This window comes from Metaplanococcus flavidus (assembly GCF_042675885.1).
GTDB classification, from domain to species: domain Bacteria; phylum Bacillota; class Bacilli; order Bacillales_A; family Planococcaceae; genus Planococcus; species Planococcus flavidus.
Genome location: NZ_JBHTKI010000006.1, coordinates 199,945 through 223,741 on the forward strand (window position 1 = coordinate 199,945; position 23,797 = coordinate 223,741).

Below are 23,797 nucleotides of genomic sequence, written 5' to 3' on the forward strand. Positions count from 1 at the left end.
TGAGGGAAAACATGACAATTACTTATACTGCATTCTTTTATCTATTCGGGCTGGTTTTCGGCTCCTTCTTCAATGTCGTCGGCCTGCGGGTTCCGAAAAAGGAGTCCATCGCCTTTCCGCCGTCGCATTGCACGAGCTGCGACCGGCAGCTGACTGCGCTTGATCTTGTGCCGGTGTTTTCCTTTCTGTTCCTGAGAGGGCGCTGCCGCGGCTGCGGCGACAAGATCCACTGGGTCTATCCGCTGATGGAAGCGGTAACGGCTGGGCTGTTCGCTTTTGCGTTCTGGCATTTCGGCTTCACGCCGGAACTGATCGTCGCAATTCTATTCGTATCGATGCTCGTCATCATCACCGTATCGGATATCGCCTATATGCTCATTCCGGACAAAGTGCTTTTGCCGTTCGGTATCGCGCTGCTCGGACTGCGGATTTTTGTGCCGCTTGATCCGTGGTGGGACAGCCTGCTCGGAGCGGCTGCCGGTTTCCTGATCCTCCTGCTGATTTCGATTCTGTCAAAAGGCGGCATGGGCGGCGGCGATATTAAATTATTCTTTGTCATCGGGTTGGTGCTCGGCACGGGCGGCACGCTAATGACCTTGTTCTTTGCTTCTTTGATCGGCTCGATCATCGGCATCATCATCCTGCGCGTTAATGGGCAGGGACGCAAAACACCCATTCCATTCGGACCGTCAATCGCAGCAGGAGCCTTGGTCGTTTATTTCTTCGGCGAATCGATCCTGAATTGGTATATGACTTTTTGGACATAACAAAACTCCCAGGAGAGAAAATTCTCCAGGGAGTTTTTTATATGAACAGAAAAGGAATCCAATAAAGGTGCAAGGCAAAAATCATCGTGTAAAGCACATTGGCAGAAATGAGGGTGTACCGCCAGAAAGAGGTACGGATTTCAGCGAATGCAGTGAACAACAGACCGAAGAGACAGAGGGAAAGGAACAGTTTAATGCCCAAAATCGTAAATGGTGTAAAAGAAGCCAGAAGCGGATTGGCTTCTGTCACGAGGCCACGCGTCAAACCCAAGTAAGTCAGGATGCCATCAACGGCATTCAGAACAATCAGCAGCCAAATAGACTTTTTCAGTGGAGCTTTCCGATCAGCAATAGTCATGCCTGCACCTCTTTCGTGGATTAACCTATGTCAATGCATTAATGTCAAATACTTATTTAAATAACTTATATTTGCTTAATACAAGGCATACCCACCATTAGGAAAAAGTACTCATGAAATATTATCCATAAATTTTTAAAAACCAAATACCATACTGAAAGTAACTCGTTATTTTAAAAATCTGAGATATGGAGCAAAACAGCGAAGACGCAGCGTAGCGATGCAACGCACTTTCATGTCCCGAAGCTAGCGCAGCGTTGCAGGGACAGAGACAGGAGCACGGGTTTTGGCAAGTAAGCTGTTTTGCGGAATATCGATTATATTATTTTGGGGTAGGAGTTCTGGCCACACGACCAATTGCCTAAGTTCATATAGAAGGACATTACTCTTTTTACAGCTATTTCAGATATGAGTTCTGGCAGCACGCCCCTGTGTCAGCCCCAAATTGAAAAACATTTGGGTCCGACACAGGGTCGGTAACGCGCAACACACAAATTGAGGAACATTTGTGTCTTGCGCCGGCTAGCTAAAACACAAAATCCCCCGTACGGAGATATGGAGCAAAACAACGCAGACGCCCAGGGGGCCAAGCGAAGTGCGAGTCCCTTTGGGTGCTCCTGCATCGCTGCGCTGCTTCGTCGCAAAGACTTAGCCTCGCATGCTTCGGCTAATGTCTTCGAAGTTGTTTTGCGGAATATCGGCTTAGAAACGCAATATCGGTTTAGAAACGGAATATCGGTTTAGAATAAGAAAAGCCAGCGCAGAAAGGACTGCGCCGGCTTTATTTTCATTCTTAGTTATTGTAATGCAACGGTGAACCAGGTCCGAGATCCAGACCGAGCAGCATCCACACAATCAGCATGATCGTCCATACGATCGCAAATACGATCGAGTAGGGGAACATAACCGAAATCAGTGTTCCGATGCCCATTTTCTTATCGTATTTCTGTGCAAACGCGATGATGATCGCGAAATACGTCATCAGCGGCGAAATGATGTTCGTCGTTGAATCGGCGATGCGGTAGGCCATCTGTGTCAATTCCGGAGAATAACCGAGATACATCATGATCGGCACGAATACCGGTGCCATCATCGCCCATTTGGCGGATGCACTGCCGATGAACAGGTTGATGATCCCTGTCACGAAGATGAAGCCGAGAATCAGTGGAATGCCTGTCAGGTTTGCACCTTCAAGGAATTGTGCACCGTAGACTCCGATGACCATCCCCATGTTTGATTCTGTGAAATAGGCCACGAATTGTCCAGCGGTGAACGCCAGTACGATGAACATACCCATCGCAGCCATCGTATCCGATAATTGGTTGGCAACATCTTTATCGTTTTTAATGTTCTTCGTGGCGATTCCGTAGAACAGGCCGGGAATGAAGAACAGGATCGTGATGATCGGAACGAGTGATGACATAAATGGCGATTGAACAACTCCGCCGTCTTCACCGCGTAATGCACCGTTTTCCGGAACGATCAGGAAAGCAAATGCAGCTGCAGCAACTAAAAATGAAATTGCAGCCCACAACATACCTTTCTTTTCTTCAGCCGTCAGGCCAGTAAGTTCTTCACGATATTCACCTTTGTATTCGCCAAGACGGGGCTCGACGATTTTCTCAGTGACAAAGGCACCGGCAAACGTCAGGACGAATACGGAAGCGATGATGAAGTAATAATTCATCGCAATGTTCATGCCTTCCGCATACGTGGGATCGATGATTGCGGCAGCGGCGATCGTCAGGTTCCCGAGCATCGGGTCTGTCGCCGACAGCAGAAGGTTGGCGCTGAATCCGCCGGAAACTCCGGCAAACGCAGCGGCAAGACCCGCAAGAGGATGGCGGCCGAGTGCAGCGAATATCAATGCACCGAGTGGGGGCAGGACAACGTAACCAGCGTCAGAAGCAACACTTGACATGATACCGGCAAATACAAGGCCGGCAGTGATCAGAACGCGTGGAACGGATAAAACGAATCCGCGCAGCATTGCACTGATCAATCCTGTGCGTTCAGCGATTCCGATACCCAGCATTGTTGCAAGAACAACGCCGAGCGGAGCGAATCCGATGAAGTTATCAACCATGCTGGTGAAAATATATTGGATGCCTTCCGCATTCAACAAGTTTTTAACTTCGACCATTTCACCTTCCTGGCCGGGATGTTCCACTGTTACGCCAAAGCTCGAAATGATGGCGGACAGCACCAGTACCAGAAGTGCTAGGAGTGCGAACAAAGTGACCGGGTGGGGTAATTTATTCCCTGCAAATTCGATTCCGTCCAGAAACTTCTGGAAGAACCCTTTTCGCTTTTTTTCCATTTCATCTACCTCTTTCCAAATTGAAAATTCCCTAATCATTATTTCGAAATAGGAAATCTTCAGAAATTAAAATCCGTTTTCATTGTAATTGATTATACGATAGTAATAAAGTGTTTTGAAGAAGTACTAATAATGGCAAAATTGAATACTGTTTTAATATTGTGATATTGTATTCTGAATGAGGCTATAAAAAGTTGGCTTAAGGGATCAACAATCTGCTAAATTTTGAATCCGCTTTCAGCGATATCACAGCAATTGCGTTTGCAGGGATCCCAAATCTCATTTTTGAAGCAGGCATAGCAAGCAAAAGTCGTTTTTCGCTATTTGCAACAGTGTTCCGCGGGGTGATATTGTTATGGAAAAGGAGGCGTTCCCATGTATTTTAAAGCCAATCAGCCGATAGTTCTGGCATCGCAATCACCTCGCAGAAACGAGCTGCTGCAGATGCTCGGCTTCGATTTTCAAGTGATTCCAAGCAAAAAGGAAGAGCCAAAACCAGGAGATTTTGAAAATGCACTCGATTATGTGGTCAATTGCGCGAAAGTGAAGACGGCGGATGTCGCGGATAATTTGGCAGAGGAGGACGCACTGGTGATCGGTGCCGACACCGTTGTTGTCTGTGACGGCGAAATCCTGCTCAAGCCGGAAGACAAGAAACAGGCAATGGACTATCTGCACAAATTATCAGACCGCAGCCATGAAGTTATTACAGCTGTAAATGTTCGGGCAGGTGACGATGAAATTTTATTCCATGAGACGACGGAAGTGACTTTTTTTGACTTGGCTGACAACTGGATTGAGGCATATACCAATTCGGATGACCCGTACGATAAGGCGGGTGCTTATGGCATCCAGACTTTATCCGCTCTATTTGTAAAGGAAATCAAGGGTGATTATAACAATGTAGTCGGCTTGCCGATTGCCCATCTGGCGCGCAAATTAGCTGATGCCGGATATATCACTTTGTCGGGGAGTCGTGTCGAATGCTGAAGGAACAGGCTTTGATGATCCGTGACGTCCATACAGCGGACCGCCCTCGTGAACGACTGGTCAACCAGGGAGCGACGAGTCTGTCGAATCAGGAATTGATTGCCATTATGCTGCGCACCGGAACAAGACAGGAATCTGTTCTGCACTTGGCCAATCGGGTGCTGCACCATTTTGAAGGGGTACAGCAACTCAAAGATGCCAGCATCGAAGAGCTCACATCAATCAATGGCATCGGCCAGGCAAAAGCGGTGCAATTGATGGCTGCCGTGGAACTCGGCCGCCGCCTGTCCTCCAAACAGACGGATGCGAAATTCACCATCCGTTCCCCGAAAGACGCCGCCTCGTTTTTGATGGCGGATATGACTTCACTCAAACAGGAACATTTTGTCGTTCTTTTCCTTAATATAAAAAATCAGGTAATGCACCGGCAGACAATTTTTGTAGGTAGTTTGAACGCCAGCATCGTCCATCCACGGGAAATTTTCAGGGAAGCGGTTCGCCGCTCGGCCGCTTCAATCGTCTGCGCGCATAATCACCCGTCCGGCAACCCTGCGCCGTCACCTGAAGATATTGCCGTCACGAAGCGGCTGATGGAAGCTGGAAGCATAGTGGGCATTGAGCTTTTGGACCATATCATCATAGGGGACCATCAATTCATTTCTTTAAATGAAAAGGGATATATGTAGCACTGTTACTTTCTTTACTTTTCAGCTATAATGAGTAGTATTGTGTAAACTCTATGGCTTTTTGGCATATAAAGAAGGGAAGATTTGACTTGTTTGGAATGGGATCAAAAGATGTAGGAATCGATTTAGGAACTGCTAACACGCTAGTATTTATTAAAAATAAAGGGATTGTTCTGAGAGAACCGTCTGTTGTGGCAAAAAATACGCATACTGGTGAAATTGTCGCAGTCGGCAATGACGCAAGAAATATGATCGGGCGCACACCTGGTTCGATCGTGGCAATCCGACCGATGCGCGACGGCGTTATCGCTGATTACGATACAACAACTGCAATGATCCAATATTATATGAAGGAAGCGATGAAAAAAGTCGGCGGATCGATGAAAAAGCCGAATGTCATGATTTGTGTTCCTTTCGGCATCACAAGTGTCGAACAGCGCGCAATCATTGACGCATCGCGCCAGGCAGGAGCTCGTGAAGCATTCACGATCGAAGAGCCTTTTGCAGCGGCAATCGGTGCAAATCTTCCAGTTTGGGAACCAATGGGCAGCATGGTCGTCGATATTGGTGGAGGAACGACGGAAGTTGCAGTCATTTCACTTGGCGGCATCGTGACGAGCGAATCCATCCGTGTGGCTGGTGATGCAATGGACCAGGCAATCACGCAATATATCCGCAAAACCTATAACCTGACAATCGGGGAACGGACATCTGAAGCCATTAAGATTGAAATCGGCGCCGCACGTGTGACGACTCCGGAAGAGAAGGCTGTAAAAATGGACATCCGCGGACGCGATTTGTTGACGGGTCTGCCAAAAACAATCGAAATTTCTTCTGAAGAAATTGCGGGAGCGTTGAAGGAATCAGTTCTTGCCATCATTGAAGGTGTTAAGAAAACGCTTGAAACGACTCCTCCGGAATTGTCAGCGGATGTCATGGAACGCGGAATCGTCCTTACCGGCGGTGGCGCATTACTGAAAAATCTCGATAAAGTCATTTCTGACGAAACGCAAATGCCGGTCCTGATCGCTGAAAACCCGCTGGATTGCGTGGCTATCGGCACAGGTAAGGCACTTGACAATATTGATCAAATCCGTCGCATGCAATCAACTAAATAAGGAGGATTGCTGCCATGTCTAAGTTCTTTTCGAACAAGCGGCTGATTCTGTTAATGCTCGGGGTAATCCTGCTCGTGGCATTAATTTCCTATTCATTGCGGGATCGCGACAATGTATCCTTTCCTGAACAAATCATTAAAGACACAGTAGGGGCCGGCCAGTCCTTATTTTCCGGCCCGGCGCATTTTGTCACTGACATTTTCGATAACGTGGATTCACTATTGAATACATATAAGGAAAATCAGCACTTAAAAGGCCGTCTGGAAGAATTTGCGGCTGTGCAGGCGGAAGTCACCGACCTGCGTTCTGAAAATGACCAACTGAAAGAAATCGTCGGCAAAGAAGCCGACCTGCGTGGTTACAACCCGATCCAGGCAACCGTCATCGCGCGGAATCCGGATCAATGGGAAGAAAAAATTATTTTGAATAAAGGCGAGTCTGACGGTGTCGAAGTTGACATGGCCGTCATGACGGCTCAAGGGCTGATCGGCAAAGTCGCGCTGGTCACAGCTACGACTGCAACGGTCGAGCTGGTATCGACCCAAAATCCGAATTACCGCGTTTCTGCCATGGTGATCGGCGGCGACGAAGGTGTATTCGGACTGATTGAAGGATACGATGCCGAGCGACGCGAGTTGATGTTGAAGCGTATTGATGCACAGATCGACCTTGAAGTCGGCCAACAGGTCGTCTCGAGTGGTCTTGGCGGGATATTTCCTAAAGGCCTGATTATCGGTGAAATCACCGAGATTACGATCGACGAATTCGGTTTGACTCAGCTTGCCTATGTTGAACCGGCAGCCGATTTCACCCTGTTGAACCACGTCATGATCGCTGACCGCGACATGCCTGATGGAGACGAGGGTGCTGATGAGGAGGAAGAATCATGATCCGCTATCTCTTGCCGCTGATCGCCCTCGTCCTGTTTTTCCTGGAACCCGTATTTGGCTTATTTTCCCCGTTGCAGGTTGACGGGGATTATTATTATATTGTGCCCCGTTTTTTATTGATGTTTCTTATTTTTGTGACAGTCTACTACAACCCGAAACAAGCGATGATCTATGGTTTAGTCTTCGGCCTCTTGTATGATGTCTTTTTCATTGATATTATTGGATTATATGCTGTTTTGTATCCGTTGATGTGTCTGATCGCGGGTTACATCGTGAAATCGGTGCACCGGAACTTGTTGGTAGCAACCCTTGTAACGCTCCTTCTGACAGCGTTTTTCGAGTTTATGCTGTATTTATTCTTTTCGTTGATTTCATTGATTTCAGTGCCGTCGGATGTTTTTCTGACATCACGTCTGTTGCCGACTATGATCGCGAATTCGCTGTTCCTTGTAATGCTCGGCTGGGCGTTTAAATCGGTGATTGTCGCGCGTCTTTTCGAACGTGAAAACAACAAAGCTTTATAAAGAGAAACTTCATTCTGTGGGACTCTTCAGCCCCACAGAATGTTAGTTGATCCAATCGGGTTTTTATGGTCAGTTGATCTCCCGCTTGGATAAGCGGGAGTCTTACTGACCGTTAATACGGGATAAAATGAAAGCGCAGGTGACGCATTTTTGAAGAATCTTGTCTATATAAGAGGAACGAAAGAAGGCCTTGTGCTGCAGCTCGACGATCAGTGCGCCTATACGGACATGCTGAACGAACTGAAAGCCAAGGTGTCGGACCCTGCGCTTGACGGCAGCGCCGAAGTGCAGCTGCATCTCGGTTACCGCTATTGCACGGAAACCCAGTACAAGGAAATCGTCGCAGCCATCCAGAGCAACTCGCATCTGCGGGTGTCAAAGATGCGAAGCGAAGTGATTTCCGTCGAAGAAAGCAATAAACGGATCCACGAACGCCAATCCGAAACTTATGTGGGAATTGTCCGTTCGGGCCAGGTTGTGAAAGCTGAAGGGGATCTTGTCGTAGTCGGCGATATCAACCCGAACGGCCGTGTAGTGGCCGGCGGCAATATCTATGTGCTGGGACGTTTAAAAGGGATTGCCCACGCTGGTGCAAACGGCAACCGCGAAGCGGTCATTGCCGCATCCTGGCTGGAGGCGACCCATCTTATGATCGACGATTTAATTGAGACAATGACCGATGAATTATCGATGCTGTCTGAACAGCCGGAAATGGAATGTGCGTATATACATAGCAACGGTCAGAACATTGTCATTGACCGTCTGCAGGAATTGCGATATATCAGGCCGCAAATTTCAACGTTTAAAGGAGGAAGCTAGTGTGGGAGAAGCAATCGTCATAACATCAGGCAAGGGAGGCGTCGGTAAAACGACGACAACCGCCAATCTCGGCACTGCATTGGCTCTTCAAGGGAAAAAAGTATGCCTTATCGACACCGATATCGGCCTGCGCAATCTGGATGTTATTTTAGGTTTGGAAAACCGCATCATCTATGACCTTGTCGATGTGCTCGAAGGCCGCTGCAAAGTCCACCAGGCCCTCGTCAAAGACAAGCGCTTTGATGATATGCTGTATTTATTGCCGGCAGCACAAACAGTTGATAAAAATGCCATCAACCCGGAACAGATGAAGGAACTGGTGACGGAACTCAAGAAAGATTACGATTTCGTCATCATCGACTGTCCTGCGGGCATCGAGCAGGGCTATAAAAATGCCGTTGCCGGTGCTGACCGCGCCATCGTCGTCACCACGCCTGAAATTTCAGCCGTGCGCGACGCCGACCGCATCATCGGCCTGCTCGAACTCGAAGAAAACATCGGGCCGCCAAAACTCATCATCAACCGCATCCGCCAGCATCTCATGAAGGCCGGCGAAGCGCTTGATATCAATGAAATCACGACCCATCTGTCCATCGACCTCCTCGGCATCGTAGCCGATGACGAAAGTGTCATCTCCAGCTCGAACCGCGGCGAACCCGTGGTCATGAATCCGGCCAACCCGGCTGCCATGGGCTACCGCAACATTGCGCGCCGCCTGCTCGGCGAATCCGTTCCGCTCATGACAATGGACAAACAAAACACAGGCTTTTTTTCGAAAATCAAAGCTGTTTTCGCTAAATAAAGTTGGACTTCAACCAGAAACCCCCGCAGAGATATGCGGGGGTTTTTGTGTATTTTTAGCTATATTGATTGCAACAACGTGATGGGCATACGTCGGGCAAGATATTATGAAAAGGGGTGCGGGTTGGACGTTCAATTGTTGAAGTTAATCGTGCTTTATGAAAGGTTGAGTGTTGGGAACTCATCGAGGGATGCAGTATATGGCGAATTAAAAAGAGCTTTAGCGGGAGCGGCGGGTGAGAAGCGGACGAAGGAGCTGCTTGAGAGGGAGTTGGATCTTGAAGGCAAATTTTCAATTTACCAAGGTTTATCTTTTCCATATAGAGACGGTTATGCCCAGGTCGACTTTCTGCTTGTGCATGCCCAGCTTATTTCTGTTATGGAAGTGAAAAATATGGTAGGGGAATTCCATTTTGATTCGGTCAATTATCAATTTCATCGTGTTATCGAGGGGCGTATCGAAGGCATGCGCAATCCGGAAACTCAATTGCATCGTGCTGTCAAAGCATCAGAGAAGTTTTTTGGAACCAAAGTTCATGGAACTATCGTGTTGTCGAGCCGCGCGGGAAGGGTTGCCGCACCGCCGAAACTCTATCCGATTATCGCTCTCGACTATTTGCCATTCCATCTGGAAGGGCTGGTCGATCCGAAGATAGCGCTCAACCTGGATGACTTTGAGGTTTTGTTGCGGCGCAGCCGCGGGCATTATAACGGTCCTGACCTTTTGAAGAAGCATAAGCTGACGCGGGATTCGGTGGAGGCGGGGGTGAGGTGTTTGGGGTGTGGACGGATTTCGTGCGCGTGGATTGAGCGGAAGTGGAGATGCTCCAGGTGTGGGGCGATTTCTCCGGATGCCCACGAGTTTGCGCTGCAGGAATATGCTGTTTTATTCGGGAGTGAGTTAACTAGCAAGGAGGCATACCGTTGGCTCGGTGTGACAGACAAATATATTTTGATTCGACTCTTGGAAAAGTTTACCTTAAAAAGTTCAGGGCGCGGAAAGCGAATTATAATTGAAAATAAAGAACTATTGGTGAGTCATTTTGAGAAGATTTATTCGTGACCGCAACTAAATTAGGTAAAACCGCAACTAATAGTCGGATTTCCGCAACTAAATGTACAAGAACCGCAACTAAATGTCTCAACTCCGCAACTAGCTAAAAATATATGTATAATATTTCCAGTGAAAAGACGTTAAATCGAAGTTTCACAAACAATCCCTACCTAATTAAAACCCAATCCCACCCGATTCAACAATATCTATTGACGCCGCCTGCTCCCGCGTGATATTATTTTAATGTTATGTTTGTAGCGCACCGTGCTACAACCGCTCGAATCGGGTACACAAAGAATTCGCATGCAATGCGGATCACCTGGATAGGCGAGTCTTAGTCTAAGAGGAGGTGCAAGGATATGTACGCAATTATTGAAACTGGTGGTAAACAGATCAAAGTTGAAGCGGGTCAGGAGATCTACGTTGAGAAATTGAACGGAGAAGCTGGTGACACTTTCACATTTGACAAAGTTCTATTTGTAGGTGGAGATGACGCTAAAGTGGGTGTTCCTTTTGTTGAAGGAGCTACTGTTACAGCTAAAGTTGAAAAACACGGCAAACAGAAAAAAATCACTGTCTTCAAATACAAAGCCAAAAAGAACTACCGTAAAAAACAAGGTCACCGTCAACCATACACAAAATTAACTATTGACGCGATCAACCTGTAAGAATGATTCATGTTAAAATTAAAGAGGAGTCAGGACGCATTTCTTCTTTCGAAATGTCGGGCCATGCGGACTTTGCGGAACATGGGCAAGACCTGGTTTGTGCCGGAGCGTCAGCTGTTTCATTTGGAGCAGTGAACGCCATTATGGAACTTACCGGAATCGAACCGGAAATTTCACAGACTGAAAGCGGCTATTTACAAGTCGATTTCCCGGATGACCTCGACGAGAAAACGGATGGACAGGTGCAATTGCTTGTTCGCGGAATGATTGTTTCGTTAAAAACGATTGAACAAGACTATGAAGAATATATTAAAATAACCTTCACAGCTTAGGAGGTGGGACAGAATGTTAAGATTAGATCTTCAGTTTTTCGCATCCAAAAAAGGTGTAGGTTCAACGAGAAACGGACGTGACTCAGAATCTAAACGCCTTGGCGCTAAACGTGCAGACGGCCAAGAAGTTACTGGTGGCTCGATTTTATACCGTCAACGCGGTACTAAAGTTTATCCAGGAGAAAACGTTGGACGTGGCGGAGACGATACACTTTTCGCTAAAATCGACGGCGTTGTGCGCTTTGAGCGTTACGGCCGCGACAAGAAAAAAGTGAGCGTTTATCCAGTAATCGCACAAGAGGCTTAATAAGACGAAAAGGGCTGCTTTCGCAGCTCTTTTTCTTTTTCAGGAATCTCTTGGTATACTGAAATAAAGAAGAAAATTTAGGACGTGAACAAGATGGAGAATCCGGTTACGGTGGCACAAGCGCTTCGGCATGCGCGCCACGATTTCTTGAATGAGCTTCAATTAATTCAAATGAAACTTGATCTGGGTCGTGGGCAGGAAGTGCAATCGATCATTCGATCGCATGCCGAAGCGGCTGTGCAGCTGAACAACCTGTCAGCGCTTGGGATGCCAGCGACTGAAAACTGGCTGTTGACGGCAGAATTGCGTTTTCCGGAATTCCGTTTTCATCTGGCATGCCATGCCGGCAAGGGTGCGGGTGCAAAAGATGCAGCATTCGCCGAGTGGCTCGAACGTTTTTTCGACGGACTCGAACCACGAACGGATGTTGCCGCTGACCCGCGCTGCCGAACGGAATTGAACGAACAGCAAAGCGTTTTTGAAATCGCATTGGAATTGACCGGGCACCGGCACGAATTTGAAATGCCGGAGGTTCCGGGTTTATTGGCACGGAAAGAGATTGCAGCAGACAACACGAAAATTATTGTCAGCGCAAAGATGGAGGGATAATATGTTTGTCGATCACGTAAAAGTTTATGTTAAAGGTGGCGACGGCGGGGATGGCATGGTAGCATTCCGCCGCGAAAAATATGTACCGAACGGCGGACCAGCCGGCGGTGATGGTGGTAAAGGCGCGAATATCGTCTTTATCGTACAGGAAGGACTGCGCACGCTGATGGATTTCCGTTACAAACGGATTTTCAAGGCAGATCGCGGAACACACGGCATGAGTGCCAATAAACACGGTGCAAAAGCGGAAGATTATGTTATCGAAGTTCCACCGGGCACTGTGGTAAAAGACGCTGAAACCGGTGAAACGATTGCTGATTTGGTTGAACACGGCCAAACGGCGATTATCGCCAAAGGTGGACGCGGCGGACGAGGCAACTCACGTTTCGCGACACCAGCGAACCCGGCGCCTGAGCTTTCCGAAAAAGGGGAACCAGGCTTTGAGCGCAACGTCATCCTTGAATTGAAAGTTTTGGCAGATGCCGGACTTGTCGGATTCCCGAGTGTCGGGAAATCGACGCTGCTGTCAGTAGTGTCAGCTGCAAAACCGAAAATTGCGGAATATCATTTCACAACGATCGTGCCGAACCTCGGAATGGTTGAAACCGAAGATCAGCGCAGTTTCGCAATGGCGGATTTGCCTGGACTGATCCAGGGCGCCCACGAAGGAATCGGTCTCGGCCATCAATTCCTGCGCCATATCGAACGGACACGCGTCATTGTCCATGTTGTCGATATGTCCGCTATGGAAGGCCGCGATCCGTATGAAGATTATGTAACAATCAATGAAGAATTGAAACAATACAATATGCGTTTGACGGAACGTCCACAATTGATCGTTGCCAACAAAATGGATATGCCGGATTCGGAAGAAAACCTGAAAGAGTTCCGCAAGAAATTGCCGGAAGATGCAAAGATTTTCCCGATCTCAGCGTTAAGCCGCCAGGGCTTGAGCAATCTGCTGTTCGCGATTGCCGATTTATTGGAAGTCACGTCGGAATTCCCGATGATCGAAGATGAAACGGATGAATCGGAAAGCGCAGTTCTTTACAAGCACGAGTCGGACAGCGATGGCTTCTCAATTTCGCGTGATCCGGATGGTGCTTATGTCATCAGTGGCTATGCGATTGAGCGGATGTTCAAAATGACCGATTTCTCGCGTGAAGATTCGATTCGCCGATTTGCTCGCCAAATGCGCGGCATGGGAATTGATGATGCCTTGCGTGAAAAAGGTGCTGAAGACGGCGACACTGTTCGCCTGTTGGAATTTGAATTCGAATTTACTGAATAAATGCGGAGGGGACATGGATGAAGGATATTTCAGAACAGCGGTATTATCTGGTACGTGAGGATGTGCTGACTGAAGCGATGCAAAAAACGCTCGAAGTCAAAAAGATGCTGCAGCGTGATAATATTTCGATATTGGACGCTGTGGACAAAACCGGCCTTTCCCGTTCCGCTTTCTATAAATACCGGGACGCTGTTTTTCCTTTTCATTCCATCGTCAAAGAGCGGATTCTGACGATTTTCCTGCAATTGGAAGATCGTGCAGGGACGCTTGCCACATTGCTTCAAACAGTCGCCGAATCCCGGTGCAATATTCTGACGATCCATCAGACGATTCCCATCCAGGGACGTGCAAATGTCACGCTGTCGTTGGATGTGACTGCAATGGAGCAGGAACTTGATGTCTTTTTGCAGCAGCTGAAAAAGCTCGATTTTGTCGAGTCGGCTGATGTGGTTTCAAGCGGTTCATTATAATATAGGAGGGGTTTGATGGCAGAGCAAGGGACGAAAAAACGAATATCCTTTTTGGGGCCGGACGCGTCGTTCACCCATCTGGCGGCGTTAAAAGCGTTTCCGGATGGTGATTTGATGGCCTATACGACAATTCCGGAGTGCATTGAAGCTGTTGCGGAAGATCGTGTCGATTACGCGGTTGTGCCGCTGGAAAATGCGCTGGAGGGCTCGGTTCCCCTGACGATTGATTATCTGTTCCATGAAGCACAGCTTTATGTGACGGCGGAAGTACTGTCGCCGATCGAGCAGCATTTAATGGTGCATCCGGATAATTTGGGCAGTGACGGCTTCGAAGCGATTTATTCGCATCCGCATGCTTTGGCGCAATGCCATAAATTCCTGTATTATACGTATAAAAATACACCGCTTGAGCAATACAGCTCGACGTCGGCTGCGGCCAAAATGGTCAGTGAGCTGCCGGAGCGCAATATTGCAGCGATTGGCAATGAATTCTCAGCCCAGAAATACGGCTTGAGCATTGTCCACCGCGAAATTCACGATTTCCATTTTAACCACACGCGTTTTTTCGTGCTGTCGAAAACAAACCATCAATTGACAAATCCTGCCCATAACGAGCAGGTGAAAACGACGTTGATGATTTCGCCGCCGAAAGATGACCGTTCGGGCGTGCTTCACCAGGTGTTGTCGGTGTTCGCATGGCGCCAGCTCAATTTGAGTAAAATCGAATCGCGGCCGCTGAAAACCGGCCTCGGCAATTATTTCTTCATCGCAGACATCCTGGATGACGAACTGTCTCCGATGATGCAGGGTGCGTTCATGGAACTCGGAGCATTGGGCTGCACGGTGAAAACCCTGGGCTCGTATTACACGTATGAATAAAAGAGGAAAGCTCCGCGGCCAAATGGCTGCGGAGCTTTTTTCGTGTCCAGACTCCAGCGGCCCAGCTCTTCGGGTCATAAGTCAGACCAGCTGCGTGGCAAAGAACGCCACTTCGCTGGTCTGACTTATGCCTTTCAGAGCTTAACGGGCGCCGTCGCTTTTCTTTACTCATTCACTTTCATCCAACAAATAGCCGGCAGCGCGCATATCATTCATCGCCTGTTCCAAAATTGCTACGTTTGGAGCGGTGATGGTGTGCAGATGCAACCCACCGGTGAGTTCCAGCAGATAGCTGGCACCGGTATCACGCACGCGCTGCATAAACATGTCGACTTCGCGGCGCGACGATACGTGGATGCCGGCTGTCAGTTCGCCGTAGACCGGATGCTCGATCGACACGTCTTTGACCGTGGCACCTGCGTCGACGAGTACGTATAATTCATTTTGTGTGTCTTCAGGCTTGTGGAAACAAGCCAGTACGCGGTACAGATCGTCGTCGCCGGTTTCGCGCATATACAGATATCCCTGGCTCGTGGCGATAATCGGTTCACCTTTCGCTTTCAGCAGGGTCATGTCGCCGACGATCACCTGGCGGGACACGCCGGCGAGTGATGCCAGTTCGCCGCCTTTCAATGGATCAGTTGTTTCTTTTAATTTATCCAGCAGCATTTGACGCCGCTGTTCTCCGAGAATTTTCTTCATAAGAATGCCCCCGATTCATTTCGTCATAAATTCATTTTAACACGGGGCAATTGTCAGCGGGTTTATTTCGTTTAAAGGTGGCAAATATGCTATAATTGTAGAGTTGAATTGAAGGGGAGAAATGATATGTACGATTACATAAAAGGGCGGGTTACGCGAGTGACGCCTGAATATTTAGTGATAGAGCAACAGGGCATCGGCTGGCAGATTTTTGCGCCGAATCCTTATTCGTTCGGAACGGAGGAGCTGCAGGTATTTCTGCATCATCATGTCCGCGAAGACGCGCAGCTGCTGTTCGGTTTTCCGTCACTTGAACAGCGGGAACTTTTCCGCAAGCTGATTTCGGTATCCGGCATTGGTCCGAAAGGTGCGTTGGCGATTCTGGCAACCGGCCAGCCGCAGCACGTCATCGAAGCGATCGAACGGGAAGACGAGTCGTATCTTGTCAAATTTCCGGGCGTCGGCAAAAAGACGGCGCGCCAGATGATCCTGGATCTTAAAGGCAAGCTTGCAGAATTTTTCGCGGATCCGTTTGCGGACCCCGAAGAAACGGGCGGTTTGCTGTCGGCTGATGACAATGAACTCGAGGAAGCCATGCTGGCACTTGGTGCGCTGGGCTATTCGGAAAAAGAAATCAATAAAGTCAAACCGAAGCTCAAGGATCTGGATCTGAATACAGAAGCCTACATGAAGAAAGCGTTGCAGCTTCTTTTGAAGCAGAATTAAGTTTTAATTGAATATAAAAAAGGATTTTATAAATTCGCTTAGGCGCTCTGGACAAGGCTCCCACCATAAGCCGAGAAAACCACTCGTCTTATTGCTTCGCTCAGTCCAATGCCGCGCCGGCGCTGGGAAAGTAACTTTGATCGAGTGAGTATCATAGATATGGAGCAAAACAGCGAAGACGCCCAGGGGAGCAGAAACGGCGTTGGCTTTCCAACGTCGTTTCGACGAAGTGCTGAGATTCACACAGTGGATAAGACCGTGCTCCTGCATCGCTGCGCTGCTTCGTCGCAAAGACTTAGCCTCGCAAGCTTCGGCTAAAGTCTTCGAAGCTGTTTTGCGGAATATCGATTATTAACAGTTATCAATTTGAATCTATAAGATATAGCCACAATAAAAGGAGGTGCAGACCATGGAAGAACGGGTGATAGGAAGCGAGATTTCCGAATTTGATGAACGTTTTGAGCAATCGTTGCGCCCGCAATTTTTGTCGCAGTATATCGGGCAGCAGAAAGTGAAACACAATCTAGAAATCTTCATCGAAGCGGCGAAAATGCGCGAGGAAAGCCTGGACCATGTGCTGCTCTACGGGCCTCCGGGACTAGGCAAGACGACGCTGGCATCGGTCATCGCCAATGAAATGGAAGTTGGCGTGAAGATGACAAGCGGCCCGGCGATCGAACGACCGGGTGATTTGGCGGCGATCGTGTCGTCACTGGAACCGGGCGATGTCCTGTTTATCGATGAGATTCACCGCCTGAACCGCTCTATCGAAGAAGTGCTGTATCCGGCGATGGAAGATTTTTGCCTCGACATTGTAGTGGGCAAAGGACCGACGGCACGTTCCGTGCGGCTCGACTTGCCGCCGTTCACATTGATCGGTGCTACAACACGCGCCGGTGCCCTGTCAGCGCCACTCCGCGACCGTTTCGGTGTACTCGCGCGACTTGATTATTATGACACCGAAGCGTTGACTGAAATTGTCGTCCGGAGTTCGAAATTATTTGAAGCGGATATCGATCCAAATGCGGCAGTTGAAATTGCCCGGCGTTCCCGGGGCACACCGCGTATCGCGAACCGTCTGTTGAAGCGGGTGCGCGATTATGCGATGGTGCGAGGAACCGGATCGATCACCATGGATATGGCGGATCAGGCTTTGGAAATGCTGCAGGTCGATCCGCTCGGCCTTGACCATATCGACCATAAATTGATTACTGGAATGATTTCACGGTTCCGCGGAGGACCCGTCGGACTCGATACGATTGCGGCAAGCATCGGAGAAGAGTCGACGACGATTGAAGATGTCTACGAACCGTACCTGTTGCAGATCGGATTTATCCAGCGGACGCCGAGAGGGCGCACCGTCACAGCCACAGCCTATGAACACTTTAAATTGGAGATGCCTGAATGACGAAACTTACACAACCAACAAAAGAGATGAATGTAAATGACTTTGACTTCCAATTGCCGGAAGAATTGATTGCCCAGACGCCGTTGCTAGACCGGACGTCAAGCCGTCTTCTGGTCATGAATAAAGAAAGCGGCAAGGTCGACCATAAACACTTCCGCGACATTATCGATCACCTGCACGAAGGCGATACGCTCGTGTTGAACGATACTCGCGTCCTGCCGGCTCGCCTGATGGGCGTCAAGGAAGACACGGGTGCCAACATCGAAGTATTGCTGTTAAAGCAAATTGAAGATGATGTGTGGGAAACGCTCGTTAAACCCGCAAAGAAAGTGAAAATCGGCACCATCGTCTCATTCGGTGAAGGATTGCTGCGTGCAGAATGCACCGGCATCCTTGACCACGGCGGCCGTCACTTCAAGATGATCTATGACGGCATTTTCTATGAAATTTTGGATCAACTTGGCGAAATGCCGCTGCCGCCGTATATCCGTGAGAAACTTGAAGACCAGGACCGCTACCAGACTGTTTTCGCAAAAGAGCGCGGCAGTGCGGCTGCTCCGACTGCCGGACTTCATTTTACGGATGAATTGTTGAAGGAAATCGAAGGCAAAGGCGTCAATATCACTTTTATTACTTTGCATGTCGGCCTTGGCACATTCCGGCCGGTGTCGGTCGAATCGATCGAAGACCACGAAATGCACGCCGAGTTCTACCGCATCAACGCGGAAACTGCCAAGCTTATCAATGATACGAAATCCCGTGGCGGCCGCGTCATTTCAGTCGGCACCACTTCGACCCGGACACTTGAGTCTGTAGCCAATAAATTCGGTGGTGAGCTGCAGGAAGACAGCGGCTGGACCGATATTTTCATTTTTCCCGGTTATGAATTTAAAGCGATTGACGGACTCATCACGAATTTCCATTTACCGAAATCGACGCTCGTGATGCTGGTCAGTGCATTGTCGAATCGTGACCATATTTTGAACGCCTATAACGAAGCAGTAAATGAACGCTACCGGTTCTTCAGTTTTGGAGACGCGATGTTCATTGAACCACAGAAAAAGGAGACTCACCATGACTGAAGCAGTTCGTTACGAACATATCAAAACATGCAAGCAGACCGGCGCGCGCCTGGGGATTGTCCATACGCCGCACGGCTCATTTGAAACACCGGCCTTTATGCCGGTCGGCACACAGGCGACCGTCAAAACGATGTCACCGGAAGAATTGAAAGCGATGAATGCAGGTATTATTCTAAGCAATACTTACCACCTATGGCTGCGCCCCGGCAATGATGTCATCAAAGAAGCGGGCGGTCTCCATAAATTCATGAACTGGGACCGTCCGATTCTGACGGATTCCGGCGGTTTCCAGGTGTTTTCGTTGAGTGAATTCCGCAATATTAAAGAAGAAGGCGTTCATTTCCGCAACCATATGAACGGCGACAAATTGTTCCTGAGCCCGGAAAAGGCGATGGAAATCCAGAACGATCTGGGTTCTGACATCATGATGGCGTTTGATGAATGCCCGCCTTTCCCGGCAACCCATGAATACATGAAATCCAGTGTCGAGCGCACATCACGCTGGGCAGAACGTTGCCTTGAAGCGCATGCGCGCAAGGATGTCCAGGGTTTGTTCGGCATTATCCAGGGCGGCGAATACGAAGATCTGCGCAAACAGAGTGCACGGGATCTGGTGTCGCTGGATTTCCCGGGCTATGCAATCGGCGGACTTTCTGTCGGTGAACCGAAAGACGTCATGAACCGAGCGCTGGAGTTCACGACGCCATTGATGCCATCCGATAAACCGCGCTATCTGATGGGTGTCGGGTCACCCGATTCACTGATCGACGGAGCAATCCGCGGCATCGATATGTTCGATTGTGTGCTGCCGACGCGCATCGCACGAAACGGCACATTGATGACGAGCACAGGGCGATTGAACATCAAAAACGCGGCATTCAAACGTGATTTCAATCCGATCGACGAAAAATGTGATTGCTATACATGCAAAAATTACACGCGTGCATATGTCCATCACCTGATTCGGGCAGATGAAACGTTCGGAATTCGACTTACCAGTTATCATAATCTTCAATTTCTGTTAAACTTAATGGAACAGGTGCGCCAAGCGATTCGTGAGGACCGCCTGGGAGATTTCCGCGAAGAATTTTTTGAAGCTTACGGCTTCAATAAACCAAACGCCAAGAATTTCTAAGACACAGATAGAGAGTGAAAGGGGGAATATGAATAATGGAAACTTTAATCGCGTTATCACCTTTACTTCTAATGTTCGTTTTGATGTGGTTCTTTATTATCCGCCCAGCACAGAAGCGCCAGAAGGCTACGGCCAACATGCAGTCTGAATTGAGACGTGGCGATCGTATTGTTACGATCGGTGGTCTTCACGGCACTGTCGACGCTGTGGATGATGCCACGATTTACATCACAGTTGGAGACGGTACCCGTTTACAATTCGAACGCCAGGCAATCGCCCGCGTTGTGGACCAGGCAAAAACAACAGTCTAAGAAATCTTCGCCTTCGAACTGAAGGCGATTTTTTTTAGAGATTATTCACAAATTGTTCAAACAAATAAATTATTTAAGTTGGAATACTAATCTATAACAATCGATATTCCGCAAAACAGCTTGCTTGCCTGGGGGCTTGCGCTGAGCTAACTCGGGCTCTTCGCCCGAGTGGGTCTTGCACTTCGTCGGCATTCGCCTGCTCCCCTGGGCGTCTGCGCTGTTTTGCTTCATATCTTATAGCGACTTCTCTAAGGGCCAACGCGGTTTGTAATTAATGTTTTTTATTTCAACTTATAAAAGAGGGAATACTATGCCGAAATATACCGAGCAATATGACATCGTATTGCCATTTTTGAAGAGTAAATGTGAAGAGTTCAGTTATTTCGATTACGACACATTTACAACTGAAGATATTTGGCAATTTTTGATCAAGAAAAAGTGGCGCAAAAAGGACATCGGCGATATGTCGTTGCACGAAATGGTCAATGAAATAATGGAAATGCGGGCTTCGGAATTTGTAGCTTATCATCAAATTGAAGGTTTTAAAGGGGATAATTGGTTTTCTGAAGGAAATTCCGATGACCTCGAACAGTTGCTTCGTCCCGGCCCCAAAAAGATAAAATGAGTTTGACACGTTCTTAAGGGTGTTTCATAATGAAGTTGCTGCGTTTTAGATAATGAGGGGGAACAATACATATGAAAGCAAGAGGTCGTATAATAGCCTTTTTCTTACTGGTCATCGTACTGTTAGGAATGGTTGGCACCACAAGTTTACCGATAGCGAAAGACATTAAATTGGGCTTGGATCTTCAAGGCGGTTTCGAAGTTCTTTATGAAGTGACGCCGCTCAGTGACGGGCCGGAAATCGACAATGACATCCTGTCAGATACGACGGATGCATTGATGAACCGGATCAACGTGCTGGGTGTCAGTGAACCGGTCATCCAGATTGAAGGGGACGATCGCATACGTGTCCAGTTGGCTGGCGTTGAAGACCAGTCACAGGCCCGTGAACTCCTGTCCACGGAAGCAAATCTGACTTTCCGCGACGCAGACGATAATCTGCTGATGGATGGATCCGATCTTGTTGAAGGCGGGGCAACCGGAACATTTGATGAAAGCGGCCGGCCAATCGTGTCGCTGGAATTGAAAGATCCAGCTCTGTTCGCTGAAATTACTGGTGAAATCGCTCAGCGCCCTGATAATGTTTTGGTCATTTGGATGGACTTTGAAGAAGGCGTAGATTCGTATCAGGAAGAACGTCTGAAAGAAGACCCGAAATTCGTTTCTGCGCCGACTGTAAGCGGACGCATCAATTCACCGAGCGTTCAGATTACTGGATCGTTCACTGTGGAAGAAACCCAGAATTTTGCCGGTATCCTGAATGCCGGTGCATTGCCGGTCGAATTGGAAGAAATCTATTCCACTTCTGTCGGTGCTCAATTTGGTGAAGAAGCGCTGGATAAAACAACCTTTGCCGCTGCAATCGGCATTGGCTTAGTGCTTCTGTTCATGCTGGTTTTCTACCGTTTCCCGGGAGTTATCGCATTCATCACCCTGGCTGTGTATGTTTACCTGATCCTGGTGATTTTCGTTTGGATCGGCGGCGTTCTGACGTTGCCGGGTATCGCAGCGATCATGCTCGGTGTCGGTATGGCGGTTGATGCCAATATCATCACTTACGAGCGGATCCGTGAGGAAATACGGACAGGTAAATCCGTTAAGGACTCATTCCGCATCGGCGCACGTTCATCGTTTTCGGCAATCATCGATGCCAATGTGACAACGCTTCTTGCTGCTGCTGTACTGTTCTATTTCGGAACGAGTTCCGTTAAAGGATTTGCAACGTTATTGATTATTTCCATTCTATCCAGCTTTATTACTGCTGTTTGGGGATCGCGTCTATTGCTTGGCCTATGGGTCCAGAGCGGTTTCCTCGATAACAAACACGGCTGGTTCGGCTTGAAAGCCGATAAGATCCACAAACTTTCCGAAGGCAAAGAAATCACTGATTTGACGACACCATTCGACCGTCAGGACTTTGCAGGCAACCGCAATAAATTCTTTGCCGCTTCACTGGCTTTGATTGCAACGGGGGCAATTGTACTTGGAATGTTCCAGTTGAATCTTGGCATAGACTTCTCTGGCGGTACGCGGGTTGAAGTAACTGCTGATTCGGCGCTTACGCAACAGGAAGTTGAAGAGTTCCTTGAAGAGGCCGGTTTCCCTTCAGATGATGTGGTCATCTCCGGAGATCAATCCGATATCGGCGTTGCCCGTTACACGGATGATTTCACTCAGGATCAAATCGACGAATTAACACAGGCAGTGAATGAAGAATACGGCCAGAATCCTAACGTTTCCACTGTTTCGAATCAGGTTGCCATCGAGCTTGCCCAAAATGCCTTGTATGCTTTGGCGATTGCCGCTTTAGGCATCATCATATACGTAGCATTCCGTTTCGAATGGCGTATGGGTGTCGCTTCCATCGTGGCGTTGATCCACGATACTTTCTTCATCGTAGCAGTGTTCAGCCTCCTGCGTTTGGAAGTCGATCTCACATTCATCGCAGCTGTGCTGACGATAGTCGGTTATTCAATCAACGATACGATTGTGACATTCGACCGGATCCGTGAAAACATGCGGAGCATGAAGAAGATCGATACTGTCGAGCAATTGGAAAAAGTCGTCAATGTTTCCTTGCGCCAGACACTCGTTCGTTCAGTCAATACAGTAATGACAGTTACGTTGGTTGTTCTTGCGCTCTTGATTTTCGGCGCACCATCCATCACCAACTTCTCGATTGCGCTATTGATCGGCTTGATCGCCGGAACTTATTCTTCTATTTTCATTGCAGCCCAACTGTGGCTGGTATTGAAGAAGAAGGAACTGAATAAAAAAGGGCCGATCGACATCGAGAAAAAAGAGCAGGAATCCAAATGGGGTTCCGACGAGCCTGTCGTTTAAAGAGAAACTTCATTCAGTGGGAATTCTTTAGCCCACTGACTGTTACTTCTGGATAAAAGTTTATAAAGGAAATGGAACAGGGTATAGTAAATATGACCTTGTTCCATTTTTTAAATTTCAGAAAGGAGTTGTTCGATTTGAAAATGCAATGGCTAATTCTACTTGCCCTCATATTTGCTGTCATCATCGCTGCGTTTGCAGTCGTCAACGTCGACGCTGTACCGGTCAACTATATTTTCGGTGAAACGGAATGGCCGTTGATCCTGGTCATTTTAGCTTCAGCCCTTCTCGGGTTCCTGCTTAGCGGTGTCGTGGCGATTGCCCGTGGTTATTCACTTCAGCGCAAAGTCAAAGCGCTGCAGAAAGAAATGGCTGTCAAAGAATCATTGATCGCCACTCAGCAAAATGAAATCGCTGAATATCAGAAAGCGGGCGTCGTACCGGATGCTCAGGTTGTCACCGGCGAAGAAAAAGCCGCAGATGAACGGCAGGAAACCTCCGGGGAAGACTCGCGCAAAACGCTTTAAACAAGAAACCTTTCGGCAAATGTGCCGAAAGGTTTTTGTCTGCCGATTTTTCTTGT

General features: G+C 48.3%; 27 protein-coding genes and 1 other annotated feature. Of the genes, 24 read left to right on the forward strand and 3 right to left on the reverse strand.

The window, feature by feature from the left end:
- Positions 1–11: 11 nt before the first annotated feature.
- Positions 12–767: a prepilin peptidase gene (locus ACFQ1X_RS03550; RefSeq protein WP_144839030.1), complete on the forward strand. Its 756-nt coding sequence runs from the start codon at positions 12–14 to the stop codon at positions 765–767.
- Positions 768–804: 37 nt separating this feature from the next.
- Here ACFQ1X_RS03550 and ACFQ1X_RS03555 read toward each other — a convergent pair whose 3' ends face one another.
- Both ACFQ1X_RS03555 and ACFQ1X_RS03560 read right to left on the reverse strand, forming a co-directional pair.
- A complete protein-coding gene (locus ACFQ1X_RS03555) occupies positions 805–1,125 on the reverse strand; it encodes a DUF5658 family protein (protein ID WP_144839032.1) in 321 nt (106 codons plus the stop codon).
- 793 nt (positions 1,126–1,918) lie between these two features.
- Positions 1,919–3,445 (reverse strand): AbgT family transporter, encoded by a 1,527-nt coding sequence (locus tag ACFQ1X_RS03560; protein ID WP_144839035.1) that lies wholly within the window; start codon positions 3,443–3,445, stop codon positions 1,919–1,921.
- A 375-nt stretch (positions 3,446–3,820) separates the two neighbouring features.
- Here ACFQ1X_RS03560 and ACFQ1X_RS03565 point away from each other — a divergent pair, with 375 nt between their 5' ends.
- The 15 genes from ACFQ1X_RS03565 to pheA all read left to right on the forward strand — a co-directional run bounded on the left by ACFQ1X_RS03565 (position 3,821) and on the right by pheA (position 14,883).
- Positions 3,821–4,435, forward strand: coding sequence for a Maf family protein (locus ACFQ1X_RS03565; protein WP_144839037.1), 615 nt, complete (start codon positions 3,821–3,823; stop codon positions 4,433–4,435).
- Positions 4,429–5,121, forward strand: coding sequence for a RadC family protein (gene radC, locus ACFQ1X_RS03570; RefSeq protein ID WP_144839039.1), 693 nt, complete (start codon positions 4,429–4,431; stop codon positions 5,119–5,121). The genes ACFQ1X_RS03565 and radC overlap by 7 nt, the downstream gene beginning before the upstream one ends.
- Positions 5,122–5,210: 89 nt before the next feature.
- Positions 5,211–6,239, forward strand: a complete 1,029-nt coding sequence (locus tag ACFQ1X_RS03575) for a rod shape-determining protein (protein ID WP_144839041.1) — start codon at positions 5,211–5,213, stop codon at positions 6,237–6,239.
- 14 nt (positions 6,240–6,253) lie between these two features.
- Positions 6,254–7,129 carry a rod shape-determining protein MreC gene (gene mreC, locus ACFQ1X_RS03580; RefSeq protein ID WP_144839043.1) on the forward strand — a complete coding sequence of 292 codons (876 nt, stop codon included), beginning with the start codon at positions 6,254–6,256 and terminating at the stop codon, positions 7,127–7,129.
- Complete coding sequence (gene mreD / locus ACFQ1X_RS03585) at positions 7,126–7,653, forward strand: rod shape-determining protein MreD (RefSeq protein ID WP_144839045.1); 528 nt, start codon at positions 7,126–7,128, stop codon at positions 7,651–7,653. The genes mreC and mreD overlap by 4 nt, the downstream gene beginning before the upstream one ends.
- 150 nt (positions 7,654–7,803) lie before the next feature.
- Entirely contained in the window at positions 7,804–8,472 is a 669-nt protein-coding gene (minC, locus tag ACFQ1X_RS03590; protein ID WP_379081385.1) for a septum site-determining protein MinC, read from the forward strand.
- A gap of 1 nt (position 8,473) precedes the next feature.
- The gene (gene minD, locus ACFQ1X_RS03595) at positions 8,474–9,274 is read left to right on the forward strand and encodes a septum site-determining protein MinD (RefSeq protein ID WP_144839047.1); all 801 of its coding nucleotides are present in this window, start codon (positions 8,474–8,476) and stop codon (positions 9,272–9,274) included.
- A gap of 123 nt (positions 9,275–9,397) precedes the next feature.
- Positions 9,398–10,336, forward strand: coding sequence for a nuclease-related domain-containing protein (locus ACFQ1X_RS03600; protein ID WP_144839049.1), 939 nt, complete (start codon positions 9,398–9,400; stop codon positions 10,334–10,336).
- A gap of 252 nt (positions 10,337–10,588) precedes the next feature.
- Positions 10,589–10,672 (forward strand) — a sequence feature (ribosomal protein L21 leader region).
- Positions 10,673–10,686: 14 nt separating this feature from the next.
- On the forward strand, positions 10,687–10,995 hold the full coding sequence (gene rplU, locus ACFQ1X_RS03605) for a 50S ribosomal protein L21 (RefSeq protein WP_144839051.1): 309 nt from the start codon (positions 10,687–10,689) through the stop codon (positions 10,993–10,995).
- A 2-nt stretch (positions 10,996–10,997) separates the two neighbouring features.
- Positions 10,998–11,327, forward strand: coding sequence for a ribosomal-processing cysteine protease Prp (locus tag ACFQ1X_RS03610; RefSeq protein ID WP_144839053.1), 330 nt, complete (start codon positions 10,998–11,000; stop codon positions 11,325–11,327).
- Positions 11,328–11,340: 13 nt separating this feature from the next.
- Complete coding sequence (gene rpmA, locus ACFQ1X_RS03615) at positions 11,341–11,634, forward strand: 50S ribosomal protein L27 (protein ID WP_144839056.1); 294 nt, start codon at positions 11,341–11,343, stop codon at positions 11,632–11,634.
- 93 nt (positions 11,635–11,727) lie between these two features.
- Complete coding sequence (locus ACFQ1X_RS03620; protein WP_144839058.1) at positions 11,728–12,243, forward strand: Spo0B domain-containing protein; 516 nt, start codon at positions 11,728–11,730, stop codon at positions 12,241–12,243.
- A gap of 1 nt (position 12,244) precedes the next feature.
- Positions 12,245–13,534: a GTPase ObgE gene (gene obgE / locus ACFQ1X_RS03625; protein WP_144839060.1), complete on the forward strand. Its 1,290-nt coding sequence runs from the start codon at positions 12,245–12,247 to the stop codon at positions 13,532–13,534.
- Between the two features lie 17 nt (positions 13,535–13,551).
- On the forward strand, positions 13,552–14,004 hold the full coding sequence (locus tag ACFQ1X_RS03630) for an ACT domain-containing protein (RefSeq protein ID WP_144839062.1): 453 nt from the start codon (positions 13,552–13,554) through the stop codon (positions 14,002–14,004).
- A gap of 15 nt (positions 14,005–14,019) precedes the next feature.
- On the forward strand, positions 14,020–14,883 hold the full coding sequence (gene pheA / locus ACFQ1X_RS03635) for a prephenate dehydratase (protein ID WP_144839064.1): 864 nt from the start codon (positions 14,020–14,022) through the stop codon (positions 14,881–14,883).
- 168 nt (positions 14,884–15,051) lie between these two features.
- On the opposite strand, the gene ACFQ1X_RS03640 is transcribed toward pheA, so the two are convergent.
- Positions 15,052–15,585, reverse strand: a complete 534-nt coding sequence (locus ACFQ1X_RS03640; RefSeq protein WP_144839066.1) for a transcription repressor NadR — start codon at positions 15,583–15,585, stop codon at positions 15,052–15,054.
- A 126-nt stretch (positions 15,586–15,711) separates the two neighbouring features.
- Here ACFQ1X_RS03640 and ruvA point away from each other — a divergent pair, with 126 nt between their 5' ends.
- From ruvA to ACFQ1X_RS03680, 8 genes are all read left to right on the forward strand, one after another.
- The gene (ruvA, locus tag ACFQ1X_RS03645; protein ID WP_144839068.1) at positions 15,712–16,311 is read left to right on the forward strand and encodes a Holliday junction branch migration protein RuvA; all 600 of its coding nucleotides are present in this window, start codon (positions 15,712–15,714) and stop codon (positions 16,309–16,311) included.
- A 409-nt stretch (positions 16,312–16,720) separates the two neighbouring features.
- Complete coding sequence (gene ruvB / locus ACFQ1X_RS03650; protein WP_144839070.1) at positions 16,721–17,719, forward strand: Holliday junction branch migration DNA helicase RuvB; 999 nt, start codon at positions 16,721–16,723, stop codon at positions 17,717–17,719.
- A gap of 26 nt (positions 17,720–17,745) precedes the next feature.
- On the forward strand, positions 17,746–18,801 hold the full coding sequence (gene queA, locus ACFQ1X_RS03655; RefSeq protein WP_144839167.1) for a tRNA preQ1(34) S-adenosylmethionine ribosyltransferase-isomerase QueA: 1,056 nt from the start codon (positions 17,746–17,748) through the stop codon (positions 18,799–18,801).
- Positions 18,794–19,936: a tRNA guanosine(34) transglycosylase Tgt gene (tgt, locus tag ACFQ1X_RS03660; protein WP_144839072.1), complete on the forward strand. Its 1,143-nt coding sequence runs from the start codon at positions 18,794–18,796 to the stop codon at positions 19,934–19,936. The genes queA and tgt overlap by 8 nt, the downstream gene beginning before the upstream one ends.
- Positions 19,937–19,971: 35 nt before the next feature.
- Positions 19,972–20,247 (forward strand): preprotein translocase subunit YajC, encoded by a 276-nt coding sequence (gene yajC / locus ACFQ1X_RS03665; protein ID WP_144839074.1) that lies wholly within the window; start codon positions 19,972–19,974, stop codon positions 20,245–20,247.
- Positions 20,248–20,557: 310 nt separating this feature from the next.
- Positions 20,558–20,872 (forward strand): post-transcriptional regulator, encoded by a 315-nt coding sequence (locus ACFQ1X_RS03670; RefSeq protein ID WP_144839076.1) that lies wholly within the window; start codon positions 20,558–20,560, stop codon positions 20,870–20,872.
- Positions 20,873–20,943: 71 nt separating this feature from the next.
- On the forward strand, positions 20,944–23,214 hold the full coding sequence (gene secDF / locus ACFQ1X_RS03675) for a protein translocase subunit SecDF (RefSeq protein WP_144839078.1): 2,271 nt from the start codon (positions 20,944–20,946) through the stop codon (positions 23,212–23,214).
- A 137-nt stretch (positions 23,215–23,351) separates the two neighbouring features.
- Complete coding sequence (locus ACFQ1X_RS03680) at positions 23,352–23,741, forward strand: LapA family protein (protein WP_144839080.1); 390 nt, start codon at positions 23,352–23,354, stop codon at positions 23,739–23,741.
- The last annotated feature ends 56 nt before the right edge of the window (positions 23,742–23,797 follow it).

Excerpts from the sequence above, each read along its gene's own strand:
- ACFQ1X_RS03555 (WP_144839032.1), bottom strand. The coding sequence starts at position 1,125 with ATGACTATTGCTGATCGGAAAGCTCCACTGAAAAAGTCTATTTGGCTG.
- tgt (WP_144839072.1), top strand. The coding sequence starts at position 18,794 with ATGACTGAAGCAGTTCGTTACGAACATATCAAAACATGCAAGCAGACC.
- ruvB (WP_144839070.1), top strand. The coding sequence starts at position 16,721 with ATGGAAGAACGGGTGATAGGAAGCGAGATTTCCGAATTTGATGAACGT.
- pheA (WP_144839064.1), top strand. The coding sequence starts at position 14,020 with ATGGCAGAGCAAGGGACGAAAAAACGAATATCCTTTTTGGGGCCGGAC.
- radC (WP_144839039.1), top strand. The coding sequence starts at position 4,429 with ATGCTGAAGGAACAGGCTTTGATGATCCGTGACGTCCATACAGCGGAC.
- mreC (WP_144839043.1), top strand. The coding sequence starts at position 6,254 with ATGTCTAAGTTCTTTTCGAACAAGCGGCTGATTCTGTTAATGCTCGGG.
- mreD (WP_144839045.1), top strand. The coding sequence starts at position 7,126 with ATGATCCGCTATCTCTTGCCGCTGATCGCCCTCGTCCTGTTTTTCCTG.
- ACFQ1X_RS03560 (WP_144839035.1), bottom strand. The coding sequence starts at position 3,445 with ATGGAAAAAAAGCGAAAAGGGTTCTTCCAGAAGTTTCTGGACGGAATC.
- rpmA (WP_144839056.1), top strand. The coding sequence starts at position 11,341 with ATGTTAAGATTAGATCTTCAGTTTTTCGCATCCAAAAAAGGTGTAGGT.
- ACFQ1X_RS03640 (WP_144839066.1), bottom strand. The coding sequence starts at position 15,585 with ATGAAGAAAATTCTCGGAGAACAGCGGCGTCAAATGCTGCTGGATAAA.
- ACFQ1X_RS03630 (WP_144839062.1), top strand. The coding sequence starts at position 13,552 with ATGAAGGATATTTCAGAACAGCGGTATTATCTGGTACGTGAGGATGTG.
- ruvA (WP_144839068.1), top strand. The coding sequence starts at position 15,712 with ATGTACGATTACATAAAAGGGCGGGTTACGCGAGTGACGCCTGAATAT.
- ACFQ1X_RS03565 (WP_144839037.1), top strand. The coding sequence starts at position 3,821 with ATGTATTTTAAAGCCAATCAGCCGATAGTTCTGGCATCGCAATCACCT.
- obgE (WP_144839060.1), top strand. The coding sequence starts at position 12,245 with ATGTTTGTCGATCACGTAAAAGTTTATGTTAAAGGTGGCGACGGCGGG.
- secDF (WP_144839078.1), top strand. The coding sequence starts at position 20,944 with ATGAAAGCAAGAGGTCGTATAATAGCCTTTTTCTTACTGGTCATCGTA.
- yajC (WP_144839074.1), top strand. The coding sequence starts at position 19,972 with ATGGAAACTTTAATCGCGTTATCACCTTTACTTCTAATGTTCGTTTTG.
- ACFQ1X_RS03670 (WP_144839076.1), top strand. The coding sequence starts at position 20,558 with ATGCCGAAATATACCGAGCAATATGACATCGTATTGCCATTTTTGAAG.
- queA (WP_144839167.1), top strand. The coding sequence starts at position 17,746 with ATGAATGTAAATGACTTTGACTTCCAATTGCCGGAAGAATTGATTGCC.
- ACFQ1X_RS03550 (WP_144839030.1), top strand. The coding sequence starts at position 12 with ATGACAATTACTTATACTGCATTCTTTTATCTATTCGGGCTGGTTTTC.
- ACFQ1X_RS03620 (WP_144839058.1), top strand. The coding sequence starts at position 11,728 with ATGGAGAATCCGGTTACGGTGGCACAAGCGCTTCGGCATGCGCGCCAC.
- rplU (WP_144839051.1), top strand. The coding sequence starts at position 10,687 with ATGTACGCAATTATTGAAACTGGTGGTAAACAGATCAAAGTTGAAGCG.
- ACFQ1X_RS03610 (WP_144839053.1), top strand. The coding sequence starts at position 10,998 with ATGATTCATGTTAAAATTAAAGAGGAGTCAGGACGCATTTCTTCTTTC.